Below are 23,506 nucleotides of genomic sequence, written 5' to 3' on the forward strand. Positions count from 1 at the left end.
CCGCCGGTCGAACCGTACAACGCATACCGAATCGAAGGAGTTGCCGTTGCGCGCCCTGCCGTACCCGACATCGTTCCCGCGTCACTGCGCATTGAATGCCGTCCGCGCGAAGGCGGTCCATGTCTGATTTCAAGCCGCCGATCGAAAACTTTCTCGCCCGCGAATGGCGTCGGCGCGGCGGCGTCGCGTGGGCGCTGACGCCGTTTGCGTGCGTGTTCGGCGCAATCGCCGCGACGCGCCGCGCGCTCTTCGACGTGGGCTGGATGAAGCGCGTCGATGTCGGCGTGCCGGTGGTCGTCGTCGGCAACGTGACCGTCGGCGGCACGGGCAAGACGCCGACCGTCATCGCGCTCGTCGAGGCGTTGCGGGCGGCAGGCTTCCAGCCGGGCGTAGTCTCCCGCGGATACGGCGCGAAGGTCGCCGAGCCGACGAGCGTCACGCCCGCGAGCATCGCGAGCCAAGTCGGCGACGAGCCGCTTCTGATCGCGCGCCGCACGCATGCGCCGGTGTTCGTCTGCCCGGACCGCGTCGCCGCCGCGCGCGCTTTGCTGAACGCGCATCCGAATGTCGACGTGATCGTGAGCGACGACGGCCTGCAGCACTATCGCCTCGCGCGCGTGTTCGAACTCGTCGTGTTCGACGACCGGCTCGGCGGCAACGGCTTCCTGCTGCCCGCGGGTCCCTTGCGCGAGCCGATGTCGCGTGATCGCGATGCCACGCTCATCAACAGTCCTTACGACCGCACGCTGCCGCCGTGGCCGAACACGTTCGCGCTCGATCTGGAACCCGGCGACGCGTGGCTGCTCGACGATCCCTCGGTGCGCCGGCCGCTCGCGCAGTTCGCCGGCGAGAAAGTGGTCGCGGCGGCGGGCATCGGCTCGCCGGAGCGCTTTTTCGCGACGCTGCGCGCGGCGGGCATCGCGCCGACGACGCGCGCTTTCCCCGATCACTACGCGTACCGCGAGAATCCGTTCGCCTCGGTGGAAGCGGACGCGATCCTGATCACGGAAAAGGATGCAGTAAAATTCGGAGCCTGGCGCGACGCGCGCATCTGGGTCGTTCCCGTGCAAGCCGTGCTCAGCCCTCGCCTCATCGCTCTCGTTGTGGAGAAACTCCGTGGACGCACGTCTGCTTGAAATCCTCGTCTGCCCTATCTGCAAGGGCCCGCTCAACTACGACCGCGCGGCACAGGAGCTCGTCTGCAACGCGGACAAACTCGCGTATCCCATTCGCGACGGCATTCCGGTGATGCTCGTGGACGAAGCGCGCCAGACGGTCGAAGGCACGCCCGTCACGCCGCTGAAGCCTGTCGGCGACCTCTGAAGCCGCCGTCATGTCCGTGCCGTTCATCGCCGTCATTCCCGCGCGTCTCGCGTCCACGCGGCTGCCGAACAAGCCGCTCGCCGATCTCGGCGGCAAGCCGATGGTCGTGCGCGTCGCCGAGCGGGCGCGTGAATCCGGCGCGAGTCACGTGCTCGTCGCGACGGACTCGCACCTCGTCGTCGAAGCAGCCCGCGATCACGGCATCGAAGTGATGCTCACGCGCAGCGATCACCCAACCGGCACCGACCGCCTCGCCGAAGTCGCCACGCGCCTGAACTGGAGCGACGAGACCATCGTCGTGAACGTGCAGGGCGACGAACCGCTGATCGACCCGCAACTCGTGCGCGACGTCGCCACGCATCTCTCCGCGCACGGCGAATGCGCGATCGCGACGGCCGCGCATCCGATCCACGATCCCGCCGACGTCTTCAATCCGAACGTGGTGAAGGTCGCGCTGGATGCGAAAAGCGTCGCGCTGTACTTTTCTCGCGCGCCGATTCCGTGGTCGCGCGATGCGTGGCAGCCGCGCTGGCCCGACGTCGCCGCGCTGTGTGCGCTGCCCGCCGTGCCGGACAACGTGCTGCGGCATATCGGCCTCTACGCCTATCGCGCGAAGTTTCTGCGCGACTTCCCGACGCTCGCTCAAGCGCCCATCGAAGCGGCCGAAGCGCTCGAACAACTGCGCGCGCTGTGGCACGGCGAGCGCATCGCGGTGCTTGTCACGCAAGACGCGCCGCCGCCGGGCGTCGACACGCCCGCGGACCTCGCGCGCGTGCAGGCGCTCTTCGCACGCGCGAACTGAACGCATCGCGCAACCGGTGTATACCCCGCCAAACGCCCGCGCGGCGGGCGTCTTAGCGGTTTCCATAATCGCTATCAGGGCCGCGATCGTAATGAGGCGTGGCATAATCAAGCGATTGCGCGAGCCTTCCGGTCAGCGCCACGCTCAACGTTGCGCCGCTGTCCGCGGGTGCCGCGCTGCCTGTCGAATCGGCCGCGCCGCCTGTCGTCGACGCCGCCCGAGCGTCGCCGCCGGATGTCACGAACCTCGCGCCAGCGGTTTCTAGACGATTCGGAGATATCACCATGCGTTTGATCCTGTTGGGCGCACCCGGCGCGGGCAAGGGCACCCAGGCAAACTTCATCAAGGAGAAATTCGGCATTCCGCAGATTTCCACGGGCGACATGCTGCGCGCCGCCGTGAAAGCGGGCTCGCCGCTTGGCGTCGAGGCGAAGCGCTACATGGACGCGGGCGAACTCGTGCCGGACCTGCTCATCATCAATCTGGTGAAGGAGCGGCTGCTGGAGAGCGACTGCGCCAACGGTTATCTGTTCGACGGCTTCCCGCGCACCATTCCGCAGGCCGAAGCCATGAAGAGCGCGGGCGTCGTGATTGACTACGTGCTCGAAATCGACGTGCCCTTCAACGAGATCATCACCCGCATGAGCGGGCGTCGCGTGCATGCGCCGTCGGGGCGCACGTATCACGTCACGTTCAATCCGCCGAAGAACGACATGGTGGACGACGTGACCGGCGAGCCGCTGATTCAGCGCGAGGACGACAAGGAAGAGACCGTGCGCAAGCGTCTGGACGTGTACGACGCGCAGACGAAGCCGCTCATCGCGTATTACAACGACTGGGCGAAGTCGGGCGCCACGGAAGACGGGCTGAAGGCGCCTCAATACCGGCGTATCTCGGGTTCCGGCAGTGTCGATGAAATCCGCGATCGCGTGTTCGCTGCGCTGAAGTAAGCAGCCGATCACCCAAGAAACCCGCTCCGAACGAGCGGGTTTTTTTATGCGCGCTCCCGGCAGGGCGTTGGCTACAATCGACGCGTCGCCCGCGAGGGCCACACTACAAGGAGAAGACACATGGAGATGAAAGACAACGTCGTGTTGATCACGGGCGGTGCGTCGGGTCTGGGCGCGGCGACCGCGCGCGTCGTCGCGGGCAATGGCGGCAAGCCCGTGATCGCCGACATGAACGAAGCCGCGGGCGAAGCGCTTGCGCGCGAATTGGCCGGCGTGTTCGTGAAGTGCGACGTGAGCCGCGAAGACGACGGACAACGCGCCGTCGATGCCGCGACGAAGCTCGGCACGCTGCGCGGCCTCGTGAACTGCGCGGGCATCGCGCCGGCATCGAAGACGGTCGGGCGCGACGGTCCGCACCCGCTCGATCTCTTCAGCAAGGTCGTCGCGGTGAATCTGATCGGCACGTTCAACATGATCCGGCTCGCGGCCAACGCGATGTCGCAGAACGAGCCGAACGGCGCGGGCGAACGCGGCGTGATCGTGAACACGGCGTCGGTCGCGGCATTCGACGGGCAAATCGGGCAGGCGGCGTATGCGGCGTCCAAAAGCGGCGTCGTGGGCATGACGCTGCCGATCGCACGCGATCTCGCGCGCAGCGGCATCCGCGTGATGACGATTGCGCCGGGCATCTTCGAAACGCCGATGCTGCTCGGCATGCCGCCCGACGTGCAGACGGCGCTCGGCGCGATGGTGCCGTTCCCTTCGCGCTTCGGCAAGCCGGACGAATTCGCGATGCTGGTCAAGCAGATCTTCGACAACCCGATGCTCAACGGCGAAGTGATCCGCCTCGACGGCGCCATCCGCATGCAGCCGAAATAAGCGCGCCGCTTGAATCTCGGCTCAGTCGCCGTTTTCCTGCGTGCGCAGTCGCAGATCGTGCAACTCTGACTCGACGACGGTGGCATCCACCGCGTCGGGGCGGTCTTCCAGATAGCGCTCAAGGTCTTCGAGCGCCGGGCGCAAATAGTCGAGCCGCGCGTACGCGAAGCCGCGGTCGCGCACTTCCTCGATACTGTCCGGCAGCGCGATCACCAGCCGCTGCTGCACGGCAAGCAGACGCTGCCAACGCTCCGTCTGAAGATAGATGCTCTTGAGGTTGCGCAGCATTCTCGCGACGATTTCGCGGCGCGTCGCGGGCTGCAACAGCACGCGCAACGCGCTGCCGATTGATTCACCGACACGCTGCACATACGGCTCCAGCATTTCGACCATTTGCGCTTCGGAGAGCGACTGGCCGGTGGTCGGATCGAGCATGAGATCGCTGCCGGGCGTCGCGACGCGCAACAGGAAATGGCCCGGAAACGACACGCCCTGCACTGGCAAGCCAAGCTGCTCGGCCATTTCCAGATAGATAACGGCAAGCGAAATCGGGATGCCGCGCCGACGGCGCAGCACCGCGTTCAGATAACTGTTGTCCGGATCGTAGTAATCGTTCAGGTTGCTGGAGAAACCCAGCTCGCGGAAGAAATAGCGATTGAGCGCCTCGACGCGCTGTTTGACGTCCGCGTCCTCCGGCATGCGGCGACGCGCGCGCACGACAAGTTCGTCCAGTTCCGCGAGCACCGCCTGCATGTCGACGTCCGGATAGGCGTCCTGCGCGAGCGACAGCGCGGCCTCCGTGAGCGGCAGGCTCTCGTCGTCGGCCATCAGGGCCGAGAAATAGTCGAGGATACGCGTCGTCGTCATCAATGCGCTCGTCTCTTGAAGTAAGCGTATTTGAAGCCCATTGCGGAAAGCATACCGAAATACAGTCCCGCGAACACAACCAGGCTAGCTCCGAGCAGCATGATTCGTGCGAAGGGTGTCGCGCGCATGGCAATCCAGTCGAAATTGGCCGACACCCAGTGCATCACGCCGGCCAGCACGAGACACGCGCCGACCAGCTGCACGAAAAAGCGCGTCCAGCCCGGCGACGGCTGATAAATGCCGCGGCGGCGCAGTCCGATGAAAAGCAGCAGCGCGTTGGCGAGCGCGCCGAGGCCGATGGAAAGCGTCAACCCCGCGTGCGAGAAGATCGGCACGAAGATGTAATTGCTCACCTGCGTCATGATGAGCACGCCGACGGCTATCTTCACCGGCGTCTTGATGTCCTGCTTCGCGTAGAAACCGGGCGCGAGAATCTTGATGAGAATCAGCCCGACGAGGCCGATGCCGTACGCCGACAGCGCGCGGCCGACCATCACGACGGAATGGCCGTCGAACTTGCCGTAGTGAAAGAGCGTCGCGGTGAGCGGCTCGGCAAAGAAAAAGAGCGCGACGGCGCTGGGCGCCGCGAGCAGGAACGTGATGCGCAAGCCCCAGTCGAGGAGCGCGGAATATTCGTCGGCGTTGGCGTCGACGTGTGCTTTCGACAAGCTCGGAAGGAGAATGGTGCCGAGCGCCGCGCCGAGCAGCGCGGTCGGGAATTCCATCAGCCGGTCGGCGTAGTTGATCCACGACACCGCGCCCTGCCCGATATTCGACGCTATATTCGTGTTGATGATGAGGCTCAGTTGCCCGACCGACACCGCGAACGTCGCGGGCACCATCTTCGCTAGCACGCGCTTCACGCCGGGATGCGCGAGCGCGCGCCGGAAGTTCAGGCCGACGGCCGGCATCATGTCGATCTTCTTCAAGCCGGGCAGTTGCACGAGGAATTGCAGCAGGCCGCCCGCGATCACCGCATAAGCGAGCGCGTACACCGGCACTTTCATGTGCGGCGCGACGAACACCGCCGCGAAGATGAACGCCACGTTGAGCAGCACCGGCGCGAACGCGGGCAGCGAGAACTGCTTGTACGTGTTGAGCACGCCCGAGGCGAGCGTCGTCATCGAAATGAAGATGATGTACGGGAACATGATCCGCGTCATCTCCACGGCGAGGCCGTACGCCGCGCCGTCGTGCTTCAGTCCCGACGCGACCGCGAACACGACCCAGCTCGCGCCCGCCATGCCGGCAAGCGACAGCACGACGAGGCCCCAGGTCAGCACGGTCGACATAGCATCGACGAGCGCCTTGGTCGGATCGTGGCCCTTGCTGTTCTTGAACTCGGCGAGGATCGGCACGAACGCCTGGGCGAACGCGCCTTCCGCGGACAGGCGCCGCAGCAGGTTCGGAATGCGGAACGCGACGTAAAACGCGTCGGTGTAGAGACTGGCGCCGAAGGCTCGGGCGATCAGCGTTTCGCGGATCAGGCCGGTCACGCGCGACAGCAGCGTGAAGCCGCTGACCGTCAGGAGGGCTCGGAATAGATTCATGGGGCGCTTATTATACGGGCCGAGGGTGACGCGCTCCGGTAACGCTGGCGCGCAACGCCGCGAGAATGACGGATTGCACCAAATTCGTGGCGGCGCGGGAACGGGCTGCCGCCCGCACTGTCGCGCTTGTCATATCTCGTCTTCGCTTGCTATAATCGCGGGTTTCGACGGCCGGTTCTGGCGAAATTGCGCCCGAAACGGGAATCCGGCGGAAGTCAGGCTTGAAGCGCCAGCGTGCTTTTCGCGGCTTCCGGGTCTGTCGGCAGTGTTCCAAAGGCGTCCAGCTTGGGCGTCTCAGGTTTCCGGGCGAATGGCTTAATCGCTCAATCGCTTCCCGGAATTTCAGATCAAAGGCAGCGCGCGTCGATCACCGCTTCCGGCCCGCCGGGTCAGAAGGTGAAGCCCGCTCCGACAAGTAACAGCAGAAACAGGATAAGGAACCGTCATGGCAAATACCGCACAAGCTCGCAAGCGCGCCCGTCAGGCCGCCAAGGCCAACTCGCACAACTCGGCGCTGCGCTCGAAGTTCCGCACGGCCATCAAGGCAGTTCGCAAGGCAATCGAAGCCGGCGATCAGGCCAAGGCCGCAGAAGTGTTCAAGTCGTCGGTCAAGACGATGGACATCATCGCGGACAAGAAGATCATCCACAAGAACAAGGCCGCTCGTCACAAGAGCCGCCTGGCTGCAGCCATCAAGGGTCTGCAGGCTCCCGCAGCCCAGTAATTCCGGCTCGTTCTCGGCGGGTGCTTGCGGTTCCTTGAATCGCGCGCTCGTCGGAACGGCTTCCTGTTTCCGCTGCGCTGTAACGAAAAAGCCCGCTTGCGCGGGCTTTTTTGCGTGCTGCTGCCGACCGTGCGGCTTTTCAGTCTAGCGACGCTGCTGCGTCTGCGTGCCGTGATGCGGCGGCAATTCGCACGCCTCGGTCACCACGAGGTCGTTGTCCTTCGCGAAGTTCAGCACGAAGTCGAAAGCCATCGGCTCGATGTCGCGCAGACGCGAATCGACGATCACGACCTTGATGTCGCCGATCATCGTCGGGCGCACGTAGATGGAATATTGCAGGCGCGCGTTCGGCCCTTTCGCTTTCGGCCCGAAGCCCGACATGACACCGCACAGGCGCTCCGACCAGTCGCTCGGCCGAAACTTCCTCCCGCTCTTGGTGATGCCTTGTATGAAGTACTCGGTAGGGGATGATTCAGCCATGTAGCAATACCTTTTGTCGGCCGGTGGCGGCACCGGCGAATGCACACGCTTGACGCGGCTACCGCGCCGGCCGGCACGAGCGCCGGGCGGCGCCTGGCCAACGGCCCGAAGAGGACCGCCCGCGCCCGCGACTGGATGGCGGACTCGGCAGCACGAAGAGATCGCAAGCGCAAAAGAACGCCAAGCGGACTCTTGCGAGCCAACGCCTACCATGCGCGTGAAACGGTGCTGAGCGTTACTGAGTGTTGCAGAGTTGTTGAAACGAGCGCCGGCAATTATACCGCAGCGCCCCTGTTTCCGCAGCGCACACAGGCTCGCGCGCCTGTCTATCGGCCTTTCCGCCGCCTCGTCAAACCTCGCAAAATCCTTTATGCTCGAACGCCAACCCACTCCCGATGGCGGCGCCGTCCGGTCAAGCGACGTCTTCCGGCAGTCGCGCACCCGGTTCGAAGCCGCTGCTTGCGTTTCATGACCGCCAAGAAAATTCGCCACTATCTTCAGTTCAAGGATTTTTCGCTCGACGATTACGAGTACGTGCTGGAGCGCGCCCGCATTCTGAAGCGCAAGTTCAAGAACTACGAGACGTACCACCCGCTGCACGACCGCACGCTCGCGATGATCTTCGAGAAGAACTCGACGCGCACGCGCCTTTCGTTCGAGGCGGGCATCTTCCAGTTGGGCGGTCACGCGGTGTTCATGAGCACGCGCGACACGCAACTCGGGCGCGGCGAGCCGATCGAGGATGCGGCGCAGGTCATTTCGCGCATGGTGGACATCATCATGATCCGCACGTTCGGGCAGGACATCATCCAGCGGTTCGCGGAGAACTCGCGCGTGCCGGTCATCAACGGGCTGACCAACGAATACCATCCGTGCCAGGTGCTCGCCGACATCTTCACGTATTACGAGCATCGTGGGCCGATTCACGGCAAGACCGTCGCGTGGGTCGGCGACGCCAACAACATGCTGTACACGTGGATCGAAGCCGCGCAGATTCTCGGCTTCAAGCTGCGCCTGTCCACGCCGGAAGGCTACAAGCTGGATCGCGCGCTGGTGGCGCCTGAAAGCGCGCCGTTTTACGAAGAATTCGCCGATCCGAACGAAGCCTGCGCGGGCGCGGATCTCGTCACGACGGACGTGTGGACGAGCATGGGCTTCGAAGCAGAGAACGAGGCGCGCAAGAAGGCGTTCGCGGACTATTGCGTCGATGCCGACATGATGGCGCGCGCCAACGCCGATGCCCTCTTCATGCACTGCCTGCCGGCGCATCGCGGCGAGGAAGTGAGCGCGGAAGTGATCGACGGGCCGCAGAGCGTCGTGTGGGACGAGGCGGAAAACCGCCTGCACGTGCAGAAGGCGCTGATGGAGTACTTGCTGCTCGGCAAGCTGAACCACTGACGCGGCTTGCTCTCATCAACACGCCGCCGGATTTCGCGTCCGGCGGCGTTTGTCGTTTTTGACGACCGCTCCCTTCTGCAGATCGACGCCAGAGCGCGCGAGCGCATTCTCCCTAGTACGAAAACGCCGCCCCATGCGCCATCCGGCGGCGTTCGCTTTTTCAGACGACGACCGGCTCCATCTCCAAATCGACGCCGAATCGCGCGAGCACATCGCTTCTGATCGCTTCCGCGAGCTGAAGCACTTGCGCGCCGGTCGCGCCGCCGCGATTCACGAGCACGAGTGCTTGCCGCTCGTGCACCGCCGCCCCGCCGATGCCGCGCCCCTTCCACCCGCACTGGTCGATCAGCCAGCCCGCCGCGAGCTTCACGCTGCCGTCCGGCTGCGCGTACGAGACGACGCCGGGTTCGCGCGCGCGCAACGCGTCGAAGGCTTCTGCGCTGACAACCGGATTCTTGAAGAAACTGCCCGCGTTGCCGAGTACGGTCCAGTCCGGCAGCTTCGCGCGACGCACGGCGATCACGGCGTCGAAGATGGCTTGCGCGTCGCACGACGACGCGCCTTCCAGCGCGCGCGCGACGTCCGCGTAACCGCCGCGCGGCGTCCACGCTTTCGGCAGACGGAATACGACTGACGTGATCAGGAACCGCCCGCGCCCCGCGCGCTTGAAGAAGCTGTCGCGGTAGCCGAACGCGCATGCATCGCGGTCGAATTCGGCTCGCGCGCCCGTCGCTAGCTCCACCGCATGAAGCCGCTCGAAGCGCTCGCCCATTTCGAGGCCGTATGCACCGATGTTCTGGATCGGCGCGGCGCCCACGGTGCCGGGAATCAGCGCGAGGTTTTCGAGGCCCGGCATGCCCTGTGCAAGCGTCCACGCAACGAACGCATGCCAGTTCTCGCCCGCGCCGGCTTCAATCAGATACGCGTCGTCGTCCTCGCCGATCACGCGTTTGCCCATGATGCCGACGACGAGCGCGACGCCCTCGAAATCGCGCGTCAGCACGACGTTGCTGCCGCCGCCGAGCACGAGGCGAGGCATGCCGGCGATTCGCGCGTCGGCGGCGAGCGCAGCGGCGGCTTCGACGCTATCGATCTGCATCGCGTGACGCGCGCGAACATCGAAGCCGAACGTGTTGTGCGGACGCAGCGAGTAATCCGCGAGGAGCGCGGGCGCGGGAAAGAAGGCGTCGGACATGAGGAACCGCGTGGGCGAATGCTGGAATGGAAGCGGCCTTGGGGAAAACCAAAGCGCGTCGGTAGAATGACGTCAGGTCCGTGATTATAGCGAGTGCGCGCGCCGCGCCCGCCCTCGCCCAACGAAGAAGGGGAAGACAGATGCCATCGTTTGACGTCGTCAGCGAAGCAAACATGATCGAAGTGAAGAACGCGATCGAGCAGTCCAACAAGGAAATCTCGACGCGCTTCGACTTCAAAGGTTCGGATTCACGCGTCGAGCAGAAAGAGCGGGAACTCACGCTCTATGCCGACGACGACTTCAAGCTCGGCCAAGTCAAGGACGTGCTGCTGTCGAAGCTCGCGAAGCGCGGCGTCGACGTGCGCTTTCTGGACTACGGCAAGCAGGAAAAGATCGGCGGCGACAAGCTGAAGCAGGTCGTCACCATCAAAAAAGGCGTGTCGGGCGATCTGGCGAAGAAGGTCGTCAAGATCGTGAAGGACAGCAAGATCAAGGTGCAGGCGAGCATTCAGGGCGATGCCGTGCGCGTGCAAGGCGCGAAGCGCGACGATTTGCAAAGCACCATCGCGCTCTTGAAGAAAGAAGTGACGGATACGCCGCTCGACTTCAACAACTTCCGCGACTGACTATCGCGAGCCCCATGCGAAAAAGCCGTTCCGCGCAATGTCGGAACGGCTTTTTTGTTGCTTACTGCACTGCCTTCTTCTTGTCGCCGATGCGGCTTTCCTTGCCCGCCAGCAGCTTGGAAATATTCGCGCGATGCCGCCAGATCAAGAGCGCGCTCATGGCGAGCACGGCAAGCGAGATGCGGCTCGGCCCGAACAGGAACACCTGAAAAAACGGCGCGAACACGGCGGCGATGAGCGCCGCGAGCGACGAGTACCGGAAGAAGAACGCGATGATGAGCCACGTCAGCAGCGTCGCGAGCCCGAGCACCGGATGAATCGCGAGCAGCACGCCCGCGGCCGTCGCAACGCCCTTGCCGCCCTGAAACTTGAAGAAGATCGGGTACAGGTGGCCGAGGAATACGGCGATGGCCGAGAGCGCAATGCACGTTGCCAGCCCCGTCGCATCGAGCCCGAAGCGCGCGCCGAAGTGCGCGACGAGCCATACCGGCAGCCAGCCCTTGAAGGCATCGCCGATCAGCGTCAGGATGGCCGCGCGCTTGTTGCCGGTGCGCAGCACGTTGGTCGCGCCGGGATTGCCCGAGCCGTAGGAGCGCGGGTCGTCGAGTCCCATCGCCGCGCTCACGACGACGGCAAACGAAATCGAGCCGATCAGATAGGACGCGACGGCGACGATCAGATCAATCATGTGTTCTCTTTAAGCGTGACGAGTCGGGGCGAAAGCGCGGTCAGCATTCTAATCGACGCTCGCGCACTGCACGGGCTTCGCACCGAGCAGTTCGGTCAGCACGGCGGGATTCAGGCTCACCAGATAGCCGCGCCGCCCGCCGTTCAGATAGATGGTGTCGAGATCGAGAATGCTGGATTCGACGTACACCGGCATCGCCTTCTTCGTGCCGAACGGCGATGTGCCGCCGACGAGATAGCCGGAGTGCCGGTTCGCCACCTCCGGCTTGCAAGGCTCGATGCGCTTCGCGCCCGTCTGCCGCGCGAGATTCTTCGTGGACACGGTGCGGTCGCCGTGCATCAGCACGATGAGCGGCTTCGCGTGCTCGTCTTCCATCACGAGCGTCTTGACCACGCAATGTTCGTCCACGCCGAGCTGCCGCGCCGATTCCTCGGTGCCGCCATGCTCGACGTAATCGTACGGATGCTCGCCGAACGCCACCTTGTGACGGCGCAGGAATTGCGTCGCAGGCGTCTCGGAAACGTGTTTGATTTTCGACATGGACGCATTGTAGCGGCGCGGCATGCGGCTCACCATCGGCCATTCGGCCTAGTGGTGCAACGTCTCCCGATGTCGTACGATCGTTCGACTCACGACAGGACCTTGCCATGATCCGCGACGCCGAAACTCAAACGCTGCTGGAAGACACCATTCGCCGCTTCGTGCGCGAGAAGCTCGTGCCGCGCGAAGCCGAAGTCGACGAAACCGACGCCATTCCCGCCGACCTGATCGCTGCCATGCGCGAGATCGGCATGTTCGGCCTCACCATTCGGGAGGCGTACGGCGGCCTCGGCCTCACGATGGAAGAGGAAGTGCGCGTCGCGTTCGAACTGGGGCAGACGTCGCCGGCCTTTCGCTCGGTGATCGGCACGAACAACGGCATCGGGTCGATCGGCATTCTGCTCGACGGCACCGAGGAACAGAAAGCGCACTATCTGCCGAAGCTCGCGGCGGGCGAACTGATCGGCTCGTTCTGCCTGACGGAGCCGGATTCGGGCTCGGACGCGGCGTCGCTGAAAACCACGGCCCGGCGCGACGGCGACGCGTACGTGCTCAACGGCACCAAGCGCTACATCACGAACGCGTCGGAAGCGGGCATCTACACCGTCATGGCCCGCACCAGCGACGCGAAGGGCGCGAGCGGCATTTCGGCGTTCATCGTCGAGCGCGGTACGCCCGGTTTGTCGCTCGGCAAGCCGGACCGCAAGATGGGCCAGCGCGGCGCGCATACCAGCGACGTGATTTTCGAAAACTGCCGCGTGAGCGCGAGCCAACTGATCGGCGGCGTGGAAGGCGTCGGCTTCAAGACGGCCATGAAAACGCTCGACAAGGGCCGCATTCACATTGCGGCGGTCGCGGTGGGCGCGGCGAAGCGCATGTTGCGCGATGCCCTCGCCTACGCGATGGAACGTCGTCAGTTCGGGCAGCCGATCGCGGAATTCCAGCTCGTACAGGGCATGCTCGCCGACAGCAAAGCCGAGTTGTACGCCGCCGAATGCATGGTACTCGACGCCGCGCGCCGTCGCGACGAGGGCCGCGACGTGTCCATCGAAGCGTCGTGCGCGAAGTACTTCGCCACCGAAATGTGCGGGCGCGTCGCGGACCGCGCCGTGCAAGTGCACGGCGGCGCGGGCTATATCGCGGAGTACGGCATCGAGCGGTTTTATCGCGATGTGCGGCTTTTCCGGCTCTACGAAGGCACGTCGCAGATCCAGCAGGTGATCATCGCGCGCGGACTCATGCGCGGCGCGGACATCTAGCCGCGCGGATGATGCTCGCGGTGCAGCTTCTGCAGGCGTTCACGCGCGACGTGCGTATAGATTTGCGTCGTCGAAATATCCGAGTGGCCGAGCAGCAGTTGCACCACGCGCAGGTCCGCGCCGTGATTGAGCAAGTGCGTGGCAAACGCGTGACGCAACGTGTGCGGAGAAAGCGGCGCGTGCACGCCGCCGTTCAGCGCATGACGCTTGATAATGTTCCAGAACTGCTGGCGCGTCATACCCTCGCCGCGCGTCGTGACGAAGAGCGCATCGGCGGCGCGCGGGCCCAGCAGCGCCGGGCGCGAGTCGCGCAGATAGCGCATCAGCCAGTCGTGCGCCGCTTCGCCGAACGGCACGAGGCGCTCCTTGGAGCCCTTGCCCATCACGCGCACGACGCCTTCGTTCAGGCCGACTTCGACGGTCTTCAGCGTGACGAGTTCGGTCACGCGCAGGCCGCTCGCGTACATCAGTTCGAGCATGGTGCGGTCGCGCAGGCCGAGCGGCGTCTCGATATCGGGCGCGTGCAGCAGGGCTTCGACTTGCGATTCATTGAGCGTCGAAGGAAAACGCGGCGGCTGCTTCGCCGAACGCAGCTTGAGCGTCGGATCGGCGCTCGCGCGATGTTCGCGCATCGCCCACGCGTAATAGCGGCGAAAGACGGACAGACGCCGGTTCGCGGAAGTCGCCTTGTCGCCGCGGCGCGCGGCCATGTAGCCGTTCATGTCCGCTTCGGTGGCCGCGTCGATGGACGCGCCGCGCGTCTTCGCGAGCCATTCGGCGAAGAGCCGCAAGTCGCGCCGGTAGGCATCGAGCGAATTCTTCGCAAGCCCGTGCTCCAGCCACAACGCATCGCAGAACAGGTCGATGGCGTCGCTGCTCGCGGTCAGTTCGGGCGTGTCGAGTTCGTCGGTCGTTGCGGTCGTTGCGCTCGTCATGCGATGGATACACCTTCATGCGCCAGCAGCCAGCGCTTCACGTCACGGAAAAAGCCATCGCCCGGATGATGCGCGAATCCGCCAATTCCGCCCGCCGCGACGACCCGGTGGCACGGTATCACGATCGGCAACGGATTGTACCCGCACGCCTGCCCGACCGCGCGCGGCACACTGCCGATTTCACGCGCGAGTTGCCCATAGGTCCACACTTGCCCCGCCCCGATACCGCTGATGCCGCGCCACACGCGCTGTTGAAACGCGGTGCCGCCGAGAGCGAGCGGCAGATCGAAGCGCATCGACGGCGTCTCGAAGTAGCGGCGAATCTGATAGGCGGCTTCCTGCGCGAGCGGCGCATGCGCCTCGATGGTCTCGACATGCGCCTGCAGATAGACGATCTCGCGCACGGCGTGATCGTCCGCGCGGATGCCGACTTTGCCGAACGGCGCGTCGATGACGGCGTCGAACCGGCTTGCGGCCATCTTGAGCTTCGGCCGTGCAGTCGAGTCCAACGTGATAAAGCCGCCTTCAGACAGCATGCTCTTCATGCGTCTCTCCTTGCTTCAGCGCCCAGCCGACATGCTCGCGCACGATCTCGGACGGATCGTCCGCGCGCCCTCGCAATGCGTCGATGATCGCCGCGCGTTGCTCGCCTCCCAACGGCGAGCGCAACGCATTGCCCATGCCGACGGCGATATTGCGCAGCCATCGCTCATACCCGATGCGGCGAATTGCGCTGCCCTGCATGCGCGTGTCGAACTCGTCGGCGGTCCACGAGAACAGTTCGACGAGCGTCGCGCGATCCAGCCCATGACGCACGTCGAAGTCCGCGACCGGCGCGGCCTGCGCGAACTTGTTCCACGGACACGCAAGCTGGCAGTCGTCGCAACCGTAGACGCGATTGCCGATCAGCGGGCGCATGTCCTCGGGAATGCTGCCATGCAATTCGATGGTCAGATACGAAATGCAGCGCCGCGCATCCACGCGATACGGCGCGACGATCGCGCCCGTCGGACACGCGCCGACGCAGCGCGTGCACTGGCCGCAATGCGCGCCGTCGTGTTCCGGTTCCGGGTCGACAGGCAACGGCAGATCGACGTAAATCTCGCCGAGAAAGAACAGCGATCCGGCATCGCGGTCGAGCAGCAGCGTGTGCTTGCCGCGCCAGCCGTTGCCCGCCTTTTGCGCCAGCGCCACTTCGAGCACCGGCGCGGAATCCGTGAACGCGCGATGCCCGAACTGCCCAATCTCGCTCTCTATCCGCTCGGCCAGTTGCTGCAAGCGGTTGCGCATGACCTTGTGATAGTCGCGGCCCCGCGCGTAGATGGACACCACGGCCTGTAAAGGATCGGCGAGCCGCTTCCATTCGACCGCGCGCCAGTCGTTCTTCTGACCATCGGCTGTCGCGACACTTTCATCGCCCGTTTGCGCGAGCGTCGCAGCGGGAAGATAGGCCATGCGCGCCGTGATGACCCGTCGCGTGCCGGCCACAAGCTCGGCCGGCCTTGCGCGTTTCATCCCATGTTTGGCCATATAATCCATTTCGCCGTGATAGCCTGCTTCGAGCCAATTGGCGAGGCCTTCCTCGGCATCCGTCAGGTCGATATCGCTGATACCGACCGCACCGAATCCCAACTCGCGCCCCCACGCCCTGATGCGCCGCGCGAGCTCCGCCAGCGCGGCCTCGTCGTTCTCTAACGGATGCAAGGCGCGCGACTCGACGGCGGCGGCGCTCGTCGCTGTCGTGATTTCAGTGACTTCAGTGGAGTGGTCCGGCAAACGGTTCATCACTCTATTTTACGAGCAATGCCCGAGAACCCCGCACCATCGACGCCCGACCTGCCCGCCGCGCTCCTCGAACGCCGCTTCGAGTTGCGCGACGAAGCCGCGACGCTCGCATTCGGCGAACGGTTCGCGCGGGCCATCGGATACACGCGCGAAGACACGCGTAACACGGCCGCGCCCGAACCATTTCACGGCTTGCAGGTCCAGTTGATCGGTGATCTCGGCGCGGGCAAAACGACGCTCGTGCGCGCGACGCTGCGCGCGCTCGGTCATGCGGGCCGCGTGAAGAGCCCGACTTACACGCTCGTCGAGCCCTATTCGCTCGATGCGCCCGGCGGCCCGCTCGACGTCTATCACTTCGATCTGTACCGCTTCGCCGATCCGGCCGAATGGGCCGATGCCGGCTTTCGCGAGTATTTCGACCGGGGCGCGGTGTGTCTCGTCGAATGGCCGCAGCAAGCGGGCGGCTTGCTCGGCGTGCCGGACCTCGTGTTCGCGTTGACGCTTTCTCACGCCAGCGCACCAACGACGCAGACGAACGAAGAAGAAGGCCGCGTGCTGACTGCGCGGGCGTTTAGCGAAACAGGAAAGACATGTCTCGAAAGATGCTGATCAAGCCGTTCCACTCGATCGAATCGAGCGCGAGCGCGCCGCACAACTGGCGCAGGCGTCAGGTGCTGCGCGCGGGCGCTTCGACGCTGGTGCTGGCGCTCGTCGGCCCGAAGCTCGCGCACGCGAGTTCCGTGCTCGGCGTGCGCGTGTGGCCGGCGCGCGACTACACGCGCGTGACGATCGAATCCGACCAGCCGCTCACGAACAGCAATCAACTGCTTCAGGGACCGGACCGGCTCGTCGTCGATCTGAACGGCATCGATCTGGATCAGGCGCTGCGAGACCTCGTCTCGAAGATCACGCCGAACGATCCGCAGATTCAGGCGGTGCGCGTCGGGCAGTATCAGCCGCATGTGGTGCGCATGGTGTTCGACCTCAAGGGCTCGGTGAAGCCGCAGGTGTTCACGCTCGGGCCGATCGGCAGCTACAAGTATCGGCTCGTGTTCGATCTGTATCCGGCCGTCGCGCCCGATCCGCTGATGGAACTGCTCGCGCAGACCGAGCACAAGCAGGAAGCGTTCGATCGCGCGAATCCGAACCCGTCCGCGCCGCCGCCCGCCACGCTCTCGGGCCCGGCCACGGCGCAAAAGCCGCTCGCGCACGATTCCACGGACGACTTCTTCCAGAAGTACGCGGGCAACGATCTTCCGGACGACACCGCGAAAGCACCGCCCGCAGTCAAACCGCGCGTGCCGCCCGTCGCCGTGCCGCCCGTCATCGCGAAGAAGAACGACGACGATGACGACAGCCGCTACGCGTTCTCCGCGCCGAAGCAGGACCGCGCCGCCACGACGCGCCTCCTGACCGTGGCGATCGATCCCGGTCACGGCGGCGAAGATCCCGGCGCGATCGGCGGCGCGGGCACGTACGAGAAGCACATCGCGCTCGACATCGCGAAGAAGCTGCGCGCGAAGATCGACGCCCAGCCGAACATGCGCGCGATGATGACGCGCGACGCCGACTTCTTCGTGCCGCTCAACGTGCGCGTGCAGAAGGCGCAGCGCGTCGGCGCTGACCTCTTCGTGTCGATTCACGCGGACGCGTTCACGACGCCCGATGCGCGCGGCTCGTCGGTGTTCGCGCTGTCGGAGCACGGCGCGTCGAGCGCGGCGGCGCGCTGGATGGCGAACAAGGAGAACTCGTCGGATCAGGTCGGCGGCATCAACGTGAAGACGCAGGACGCGAGCGTGAACCGCGCGCTGTTCGACATGTCGACCACCGCGCAGATTCGCGATTCGATGCGCTACGGCAGCTTCGTGCTGAACGAGATCGGCGGCATCAACAAGCTGCACAAGGGATCGGTCGAGCAGGCGGGCTTCGCCGTGCTGAAGGCGCCGGATATTCCGTCGATCCTCGTGGAAACCGCGTTCATCAGCAATCCGGACGAAGAAGCGCGCCTGAACGACGACGCCTATCGCGACAAGATGGCCAACGCGATCCTGAAAGGCATTAAGCGGTACTTCGCGGCAAATCCGCCGCTCGCGAAGAGCCGCATGACGTAAGCGGCGCGCGCAGAGCTGTAGTGTTCGGCGAGACGGCGCACACGGCTTCGTTCAGCGCGCCGCGGGCAGGAACCGCTGCACGAGCCGTCCGCCGAACACGTTCACCGCCAGCCCCGCCATGACGAGCGCCGCGCCCGCCAGTTGCGTGCCGTTCAACGCCTCGCCGAGAAACACCGCGGCCGACGCCAGTCCGATCACCGGCACCAGCAGCGAAAACGGCGCGACCTGCGCCGCCGGATACCGCGCGAGCAGCTTGCCCCACAGGCTGTAGCCCACGATCGTCGCGATGAACGAGAGATAGCAGACCGCGAGCACCGACACCATCGGAATGGCCGCGAGGCTCGATTCAATGCGCGCCGGTCCTTCGAAGATCAGCGACAGCACGAGAAACGGAATCGGCGGAATGAGGCTCGCCCACACGACGAGCGACAGCAGATCGACCTTGCCCATGCGCTTGGTCGCCACGTTGCCGAGCGCCCACATCGCGGACGCGCCGAGCGTGAACAGAAAGCCGGTGAGCGTCATCGCGTGGCCGCCGCGCATGCCGATCAGCGCGAGCCCGGCCGCCGCGATCAGCAAGCCCATGACGTTCGCCGCGCGAATGCGCTCGCCGAGGAACATCGCGGCGAAGATCAGCGTGAAGAACGCCTGCGCCTGAAGCACCAGCGAGGCGAGCCCGGCCGGCATCCCGACATACATGCCGTAGAACAGCAGCGCGAACTGCCCGAGCGAAATGGTGAGCCCGTACGCAAAGAGCCAGCGCAGCGGAATCTGCGGGCGCTTGACGAAGAACACGGGCGTCGCGGCGAGCGCGAAGCGCAGCGCGCCGAGCAGCATCGGCGGGACGCCATGCAGGCCGAGCTTGATGACGACGAAGTTCACGCCCCAAGCAAAAATAACCACCGTTGCTATCAGCAAATCCTTTGGCGACATCGCCGCTCCCCTGTTCCGTGCACGCTATGCGAGCGATCGGACGAGTGTAGCGAAGCGAATCTGCGAAGGATTGTGAAAAACTGCGCTCAACGTGGTTTTAGGAAGCGCACAACGAAAAAGCGCCCGCGCCCGTGTCGAGGGCGTGGGCGCTCGGCGGCTGACGAAAGCCGCGGCCGGGCGCTTACTTGCTCTGGCCGGACTCCGCAGCCGCGTTGTTGCCGGTTTCGACGGCAGGCGTCTTCTTGGTGCCGGCCGACGCATGGCCCGTATGCCGGTGCGACCGGTGCTTCTTGGTCGTGGTCGTGCCCATGTCGGAGCCGCCGCCTGCGCCGGTCGAGGCATCGCCCTGCGCGGCCGCGCCCGAATTGCCGCCCATCGCGGCCGACGAGTTACCCGACGAAGTCTGTGCCAGCGCGCCGGTAGCGGCAGTGGCGGTGAAAAGGCCCGCGGCGATGGCGATCAACAGCTTGTTCTTGCTCATTGTTTCCCTCTCCTATCAAGAGTGCGCAAAGCTGCACGCATGCTTCAAAATGCGCGGCCGGTGGCGACCGCACGGAACGGTGAAGGGTTGAGCGCGCGCCCGAACCGCCGGACGAGCGCCTGTCTGCAGCCGCCGGTAGAATCGGCGGTTCTGGTGCGCCATTCCGACGCCCGCCTCTACCTTCCGGTGACCTGCCATGTCCTCGACGATCCGCGCGCAGTTGAAACCTCATCAACACGACGTCGGCGGTCTCATGGTGAGGCGCGTCCTTCCCGCGCTCGCCGCGCGCACCGTCGGACCCTTCATTTTTTTCGACCATATCGGACCCGCAACCCTCGTGCCCGGCAAGGGCCTCGACGTGCGTCCGCATCCGCATATCGGGCTCGCGACGGTCACGTATCTGTTCGACGGCGCGATCATGCACCGCGATAGCGTCGGTTCGGTGCAGAAGATCGTTCCCGGCGACGTGAACTGGATGACCGCCGGGCGCGGCATCGTGCATTCGGAACGCACGCCCGACGAAGAGCGCGCCGCCGGCCAGACGATGCACGGCATTCAGACGTGGGTGGCGCTGCCGGTGGCGAGCGAGGAAGTGGAGCCGTCGTTCGAGCATCACGCGGCGGCAACGCTGCCGCAGATCGAGCGCGCGGGCGTCACGCTGCGCGTGATCGCGGGCACGGCGTTCGGCGCGACCGCCCCGACCCGAACGTTCTCGCCGACGCTCTACGTCGCGGCGCACTTCGCGGCCGGCAGCGAACTCCCGCTCGATACAGAGCACGAGGAACGCGGCGTGTATCTCGTGGACGGCGACCTCACGATCGACGGCGAAAGCCTGCCCCCGCAGCAAATGGCGGTGCTCGCGCCGGGCGTGCCGGCGAAGCTCGCGAGCGCGAACGGCGCCGTCGTGATGCTGCTCGGAGGCGCACCGCTCGACGGCGCGCGCTTCATCGAATGGAACTTCGTGTCCAGTTCGCGGGACAAGATTGAAGCCGCGAAGCGCGCGTGGAGCGAGCAGCGCATGGGCCAGGTGCCGGGCGAAACCGAATTCATCCCGCTGCCGCCGCCGCGCCGCGAAGAGCGCGCGCCGGAGGCATGAGACCTGCGGCGCCGACGGGCACCGACGCGGATCCAAAGCATTGAGACACACGCGGATCGTCCCCATCTGACATTTCAGGATAGCTCGCAAGTTTGAGGAGAAACGCATGGATACGACCCTTGCCACATTCGAGAACGACGTCATCAACGCGTCGATGCTCGCCCCCGTGCTCGTCGACTTCTGGGCGCCGTGGTGCGGCCCGTGCAAGACGCTAGGCCCGATGCTCGAACGGCTCGAAGCGGAAGCCGGCGGCGCGTGGAAGCTCGTCAAGGTGAACGTCGACGAGAATCAGGAACTCGCGCAGCACTTTCAGGTGCGCAGCATTCCGCATGTGATCGCGTTCGCGGAAGGCCGACCGATCGACCAGTTCATCGGCGTGCTGCCCGAAGGCCAGTTGCGCGCTTTTCTCGACAAGCTCGTGCCGGGCGGCGCCGACACCGAACGCCGCGCCGCGCATAACGCGTGGGCGCTCGGCAATCGCAAGGAAGCGATCGACCGCATCAAGGCCGCGCTCGCGCTCGATCCCGGCTACGACGAGGCGCGGCTCGACCTGATCGAATGGCTGCTCGCGGAACGGCGCATCGAGGACGCGAAGGCCGAGGACAAGCTGCTGTCGCCGAAGACGACGCAGGGCATCGACGCGCGCTACAACGCGCTGAAGACGGAGATCGATGCCGCCGAGGCCGCCGCCGCGCTGCCGCCCGCCGACGCGCTGATCGACGCGGTGAACGCGAACCCCGACGATCTCGAAGCGCGTTTTGCGCTCGCAAACCGTCTGATCGCGGGGCGCGACTATGCCGGCGCGCTGGAGCACTTGCTCGCGATCGTGGAGCGCGACCGCAGCTTCATGGACGACGTCGGCCGCAAGACGATGCTTTCCGTGTTCGAGCTGGCGTCGAATCAGCCGGATCTCGTGTCGTACTGGCGACGCAGGTTGAGCGCGGCGATCAACTAAGAACTGAAGCGCAGCGATATCAGCGGCCAGCCCAAAGGCTGGCCGCTGTCGTTTCTTCGATCAGGAACGCTTCGCCAGCTCGCGCAGCACGAACGCCGCCGCCGCAAAGCCGAAGCTCGCGGTCACGCACACGCTCGACCCGAAGCCCGCGCAATTGAGACCGACCGGGCCCGCGTAGCCCGAAGCGCTTTCGAGATGCTCCGCGCCCTCGCTAATGTCGCACGCCGGCGAATCGGGGTAGATGAGCGGCTCGTCCGAATACACCGCGCTCACCCTGAAACGCGCCTTTGGTCCGCGGGCAAAGCCGTGCTGCTTGCGCAACTGGCCGCGCACTTTAGAAAGCAGCGGGTCCTGAATGGTGAGCGCGAGATCGTCGATGCGGATGCGCGTCGGATCGAGCTGCCCGCCCGCGCCACCCACCGTGATGAGCGGCTGCTTGCGCGCGACGCACCACGCGATCAACGCGGTCTTGGTGCGCACGCTGTCGATGGCATCCACCACGAAGTCGAAGCCGCCGCCGAGCGTCGCGTCGAAATTGCCCGGCTCCACGAAGTCTTCGATCTGCCGGACGTCGCACGCCGGATCGATGAGCTTGATGCGCTCGGCCATCGCGGTGACTTTCGCCTTGCCGTAGTTGCCGTCGAGCGCGTGAATCTGGCGGTTGGTGTTGCTCTCCGCGACGTTGTCGAGATCGATCAGCGTCAGCGTGCCGACCGCGCTGCGCGCCAGCGCTTCCGCGACCCACGAGCCGACGCCGCCGATGCCGATCACCGCGACATGCGCGCGCTGGAACGCCGCGAGCGCGCTCGGGCCATAGAGACGCGCGATGCCGCCGAAGCGCCGTTCGCGATCGACGGTGTCTTCAACGGGAAGCGTGGCGGTGGCATCGGATGGAGTCATGGCGCTCGGGGCAGATGAAAACGAAGCGGCTTGCCGGCGAGGACCGCGCGACAAGGCTTACGCGCGGCTGTCGGTTGCACAAAAGTTGGCAGTCCCTTCATGCAAAATCTGGCTGAATTGCGTATTCTGCCTTATCGAAACGGAAGGCGTGATAGGCGCGCCGAATCTCCGCACCATCGCGTGACCTCGAAAGCGCCGGCTTTGACACGCGTCATTGCGCGAATTCCTTAATCAGGGCAAGAACGTTTCACCTTGGCTATACTGACGCGACTGTAGCGTTCGCATAACATGACGACCCTCGCAGACCTTCGTAAAAACTATTCGCGCGGCGCGCTCGACGCCGCCGACATCGACCCGAACCCCGTGCGCCAGTTCGAAGCATGGTTCGCCCAGGCGCTCGACGCGAAGCTGCCCGAACCCAACGCGATGACGCTCGCCACCGTGAACGCAGAGGGCCGTCCGTCGGCGCGCATCGTACTGATCAAGGGTGTCGACGAACGCGGTTTCGTGTTCTTCACCAATTACGATAGCCGCAAGGGCCGCGAGTTGGCCGCCAACCCGGCCGCGAGCGTGCTCTTTCACTGGATCGAGCTCGAGCGGCAGGTGCGTATCGAAGGCATGGTCGTCAAGACGAGCGCCGAAGAGAGCGACGCATACTACGCTTCTCGTCCGCTCGGCTCGCGCATCGGCGCATGGGCGTCGGACCAGAGTCAGCCGCTTGCGAGCCGCGAGGCACTCGAAGCGCGCGAACGCGAGATGATGGCGAAATTCGGCGACGCGCCGCCGCGCCCGCCGCATTGGGGCGGCTACCGGCTCGTGCCGGACACCATCGAGTTCTGGCAAGGGCGGCCGTCGCGGCTGCACGATCGCATGGTTTATACGCGCGAAGGCGCCGATGCGCCGTGGCGCATCACGCGGCTGGCGCCGTAAAGAGCCCCACGCTTCGCGCACCACGACACACGCACGAATTGTAAGCACAACGTAAAGCGCGCCGCGCTCACGCGGCGCGCAGACAATAAGCCGGCGCAG

26 protein-coding genes are annotated in these 23,506 nt (G+C 65.2%); 14 read left to right on the top strand and 12 right to left on the bottom strand.

Annotation, left to right across the window (positions count from 1 at the left end; all coding sequences use genetic code 11):
* Positions 1–119: 119 nt before the first annotated feature.
* From lpxK to NCR34_RS11235, 5 genes are all read left to right on the top strand, one after another.
* A complete protein-coding gene (gene lpxK, locus NCR34_RS11215; protein ID WP_250499902.1) occupies positions 120–1,136 on the top strand; it encodes a tetraacyldisaccharide 4'-kinase in 1,017 nt (338 codons plus the stop codon).
* Complete coding sequence (locus NCR34_RS11220; RefSeq protein ID WP_206466865.1) at positions 1,117–1,323, top strand: Trm112 family protein; 207 nt, start codon at positions 1,117–1,119, stop codon at positions 1,321–1,323. The genes lpxK and NCR34_RS11220 overlap by 20 nt, the downstream gene beginning before the upstream one ends.
* 10 nt (positions 1,324–1,333) lie before the next feature.
* Positions 1,334–2,125 (top strand): 3-deoxy-manno-octulosonate cytidylyltransferase, encoded by a 792-nt coding sequence (kdsB, locus tag NCR34_RS11225; protein ID WP_250499903.1) that lies wholly within the window; start codon positions 1,334–1,336, stop codon positions 2,123–2,125.
* Between the two features lie 284 nt (positions 2,126–2,409).
* On the top strand, positions 2,410–3,075 hold the full coding sequence (gene adk / locus NCR34_RS11230) for an adenylate kinase (protein ID WP_206466869.1): 666 nt from the start codon (positions 2,410–2,412) through the stop codon (positions 3,073–3,075).
* A 120-nt stretch (positions 3,076–3,195) separates the two neighbouring features.
* A complete protein-coding gene (locus NCR34_RS11235) occupies positions 3,196–3,954 on the top strand; it encodes a 3-hydroxyacyl-CoA dehydrogenase (RefSeq protein ID WP_250499904.1) in 759 nt (252 codons plus the stop codon).
* Positions 3,955–3,975: 21 nt separating this feature from the next.
* On the opposite strand, the gene NCR34_RS11240 is transcribed toward NCR34_RS11235, so the two are convergent.
* Entirely contained in the window at positions 3,976–4,821 is an 846-nt protein-coding gene (locus NCR34_RS11240) for a SirB1 family protein (protein ID WP_244847157.1), read from the bottom strand.
* Positions 4,821–6,371 (bottom strand): murein biosynthesis integral membrane protein MurJ, encoded by a 1,551-nt coding sequence (murJ, locus tag NCR34_RS11245; RefSeq protein ID WP_250499905.1) that lies wholly within the window; start codon positions 6,369–6,371, stop codon positions 4,821–4,823. Before murJ ends, NCR34_RS11240 begins: the two co-directional genes overlap by 1 nt.
* 445 nt (positions 6,372–6,816) lie before the next feature.
* Here murJ and rpsT point away from each other — a divergent pair, with 445 nt between their 5' ends.
* Positions 6,817–7,095 (top strand): 30S ribosomal protein S20, encoded by a 279-nt coding sequence (gene rpsT / locus NCR34_RS11250; protein WP_159836876.1) that lies wholly within the window; start codon positions 6,817–6,819, stop codon positions 7,093–7,095.
* Between the two features lie 144 nt (positions 7,096–7,239).
* Here the strand turns inward: rpsT and NCR34_RS11255 are convergent, their stop codons facing one another.
* On the bottom strand, positions 7,240–7,575 hold the full coding sequence (locus NCR34_RS11255; protein ID WP_175944861.1) for a DUF3579 domain-containing protein: 336 nt from the start codon (positions 7,573–7,575) through the stop codon (positions 7,240–7,242).
* A 468-nt stretch (positions 7,576–8,043) separates the two neighbouring features.
* Here NCR34_RS11255 and argF point away from each other — a divergent pair, with 468 nt between their 5' ends.
* A complete protein-coding gene (gene argF / locus NCR34_RS11260; protein WP_244847159.1) occupies positions 8,044–8,973 on the top strand; it encodes an ornithine carbamoyltransferase in 930 nt (309 codons plus the stop codon).
* A 160-nt stretch (positions 8,974–9,133) separates the two neighbouring features.
* Here the strand turns inward: argF and murB are convergent, their stop codons facing one another.
* On the bottom strand, positions 9,134–10,168 hold the full coding sequence (gene murB, locus NCR34_RS11265) for a UDP-N-acetylmuramate dehydrogenase (RefSeq protein ID WP_250499906.1): 1,035 nt from the start codon (positions 10,166–10,168) through the stop codon (positions 9,134–9,136).
* 140 nt (positions 10,169–10,308) lie between these two features.
* On the opposite strand from murB, the gene NCR34_RS11270 reads away from it, so the two are divergent.
* Positions 10,309–10,794 carry a YajQ family cyclic di-GMP-binding protein gene (locus NCR34_RS11270; protein WP_175944867.1) on the top strand — a complete coding sequence of 162 codons (486 nt, stop codon included), beginning with the start codon at positions 10,309–10,311 and terminating at the stop codon, positions 10,792–10,794.
* A 61-nt stretch (positions 10,795–10,855) separates the two neighbouring features.
* On the opposite strand, the gene plsY is transcribed toward NCR34_RS11270, so the two are convergent.
* Complete coding sequence (gene plsY, locus NCR34_RS11275) at positions 10,856–11,482, bottom strand: glycerol-3-phosphate 1-O-acyltransferase PlsY (protein ID WP_250499907.1); 627 nt, start codon at positions 11,480–11,482, stop codon at positions 10,856–10,858.
* Between the two features lie 48 nt (positions 11,483–11,530).
* Positions 11,531–12,022, bottom strand: coding sequence for a Cys-tRNA(Pro) deacylase (gene ybaK, locus NCR34_RS11280; RefSeq protein WP_250499908.1), 492 nt, complete (start codon positions 12,020–12,022; stop codon positions 11,531–11,533).
* Between the two features lie 107 nt (positions 12,023–12,129).
* On the opposite strand from ybaK, the gene NCR34_RS11285 reads away from it, so the two are divergent.
* A complete protein-coding gene (locus NCR34_RS11285) occupies positions 12,130–13,281 on the top strand; it encodes an acyl-CoA dehydrogenase family protein (protein ID WP_250499909.1) in 1,152 nt (383 codons plus the stop codon).
* Here the strand turns inward: NCR34_RS11285 and xerD are convergent.
* From xerD to queG, 3 genes are read right to left on the bottom strand one after another with little or no spacing between them, the layout of a single operon-like run.
* Positions 13,278–14,216, bottom strand: coding sequence for a site-specific tyrosine recombinase XerD (gene xerD / locus NCR34_RS11290; RefSeq protein ID WP_250499910.1), 939 nt, complete (start codon positions 14,214–14,216; stop codon positions 13,278–13,280). The two genes, NCR34_RS11285 and xerD, sit on opposite strands and share 4 nt — an antisense overlap.
* Positions 14,213–14,695 (bottom strand): methylated-DNA--[protein]-cysteine S-methyltransferase, encoded by a 483-nt coding sequence (locus NCR34_RS11295; RefSeq protein ID WP_250500034.1) that lies wholly within the window; start codon positions 14,693–14,695, stop codon positions 14,213–14,215. Before NCR34_RS11295 ends, xerD begins: the two co-directional genes overlap by 4 nt.
* Positions 14,696–14,741: 46 nt before the next feature.
* A complete protein-coding gene (queG, locus tag NCR34_RS11300; RefSeq protein WP_250499911.1) occupies positions 14,742–16,001 on the bottom strand; it encodes a tRNA epoxyqueuosine(34) reductase QueG in 1,260 nt (419 codons plus the stop codon).
* An 18-nt stretch (positions 16,002–16,019) separates the two neighbouring features.
* Between queG and tsaE the strand changes: the two genes are divergently transcribed.
* Both tsaE and NCR34_RS11310 read left to right on the top strand, forming a co-directional pair.
* The gene (gene tsaE, locus NCR34_RS11305; RefSeq protein ID WP_250499912.1) at positions 16,020–16,610 is read left to right on the top strand and encodes a tRNA (adenosine(37)-N6)-threonylcarbamoyltransferase complex ATPase subunit type 1 TsaE; all 591 of its coding nucleotides are present in this window, start codon (positions 16,020–16,022) and stop codon (positions 16,608–16,610) included.
* Positions 16,592–18,112 carry an N-acetylmuramoyl-L-alanine amidase gene (locus NCR34_RS11310; RefSeq protein WP_248320449.1) on the top strand — a complete coding sequence of 507 codons (1,521 nt, stop codon included), beginning with the start codon at positions 16,592–16,594 and terminating at the stop codon, positions 18,110–18,112. Before tsaE ends, NCR34_RS11310 begins: the two co-directional genes overlap by 19 nt.
* A 51-nt stretch (positions 18,113–18,163) precedes the next feature.
* On the opposite strand, the gene NCR34_RS11315 is transcribed toward NCR34_RS11310, so the two are convergent.
* Positions 18,164–19,045 carry an EamA family transporter gene (locus tag NCR34_RS11315; RefSeq protein WP_248320450.1) on the bottom strand — a complete coding sequence of 294 codons (882 nt, stop codon included), beginning with the start codon at positions 19,043–19,045 and terminating at the stop codon, positions 18,164–18,166.
* A gap of 181 nt (positions 19,046–19,226) precedes the next feature.
* Entirely contained in the window at positions 19,227–19,526 is a 300-nt protein-coding gene (locus tag NCR34_RS11320) for a hypothetical protein (RefSeq protein WP_248320451.1), read from the bottom strand.
* Positions 19,527–19,722: 196 nt separating this feature from the next.
* On the opposite strand from NCR34_RS11320, the gene NCR34_RS11325 reads away from it, so the two are divergent.
* Entirely contained in the window at positions 19,723–20,622 is a 900-nt protein-coding gene (locus tag NCR34_RS11325; RefSeq protein ID WP_250499913.1) for a pirin family protein, read from the top strand.
* 106 nt (positions 20,623–20,728) lie between these two features.
* Positions 20,729–21,577, top strand: a complete 849-nt coding sequence (gene trxA / locus NCR34_RS11330; protein WP_248320453.1) for a thioredoxin — start codon at positions 20,729–20,731, stop codon at positions 21,575–21,577.
* A 60-nt stretch (positions 21,578–21,637) separates the two neighbouring features.
* Here trxA and NCR34_RS11335 read toward each other — a convergent pair whose 3' ends face one another.
* Positions 21,638–22,477, bottom strand: a complete 840-nt coding sequence (locus NCR34_RS11335) for a tRNA threonylcarbamoyladenosine dehydratase (protein ID WP_250499914.1) — start codon at positions 22,475–22,477, stop codon at positions 21,638–21,640.
* A 288-nt stretch (positions 22,478–22,765) separates the two neighbouring features.
* On the opposite strand from NCR34_RS11335, the gene pdxH reads away from it, so the two are divergent.
* The gene (gene pdxH / locus NCR34_RS11340) at positions 22,766–23,407 is read left to right on the top strand and encodes a pyridoxamine 5'-phosphate oxidase (protein WP_250499916.1); all 642 of its coding nucleotides are present in this window, start codon (positions 22,766–22,768) and stop codon (positions 23,405–23,407) included.
* The last annotated feature ends 99 nt before the right edge of the window (positions 23,408–23,506 follow it).

Source organism: Caballeronia sp. GAWG1-5s-s, from assembly GCF_023631445.1.
Taxonomy (GTDB): Bacteria; Pseudomonadota; Gammaproteobacteria; order Burkholderiales; family Burkholderiaceae; genus Caballeronia.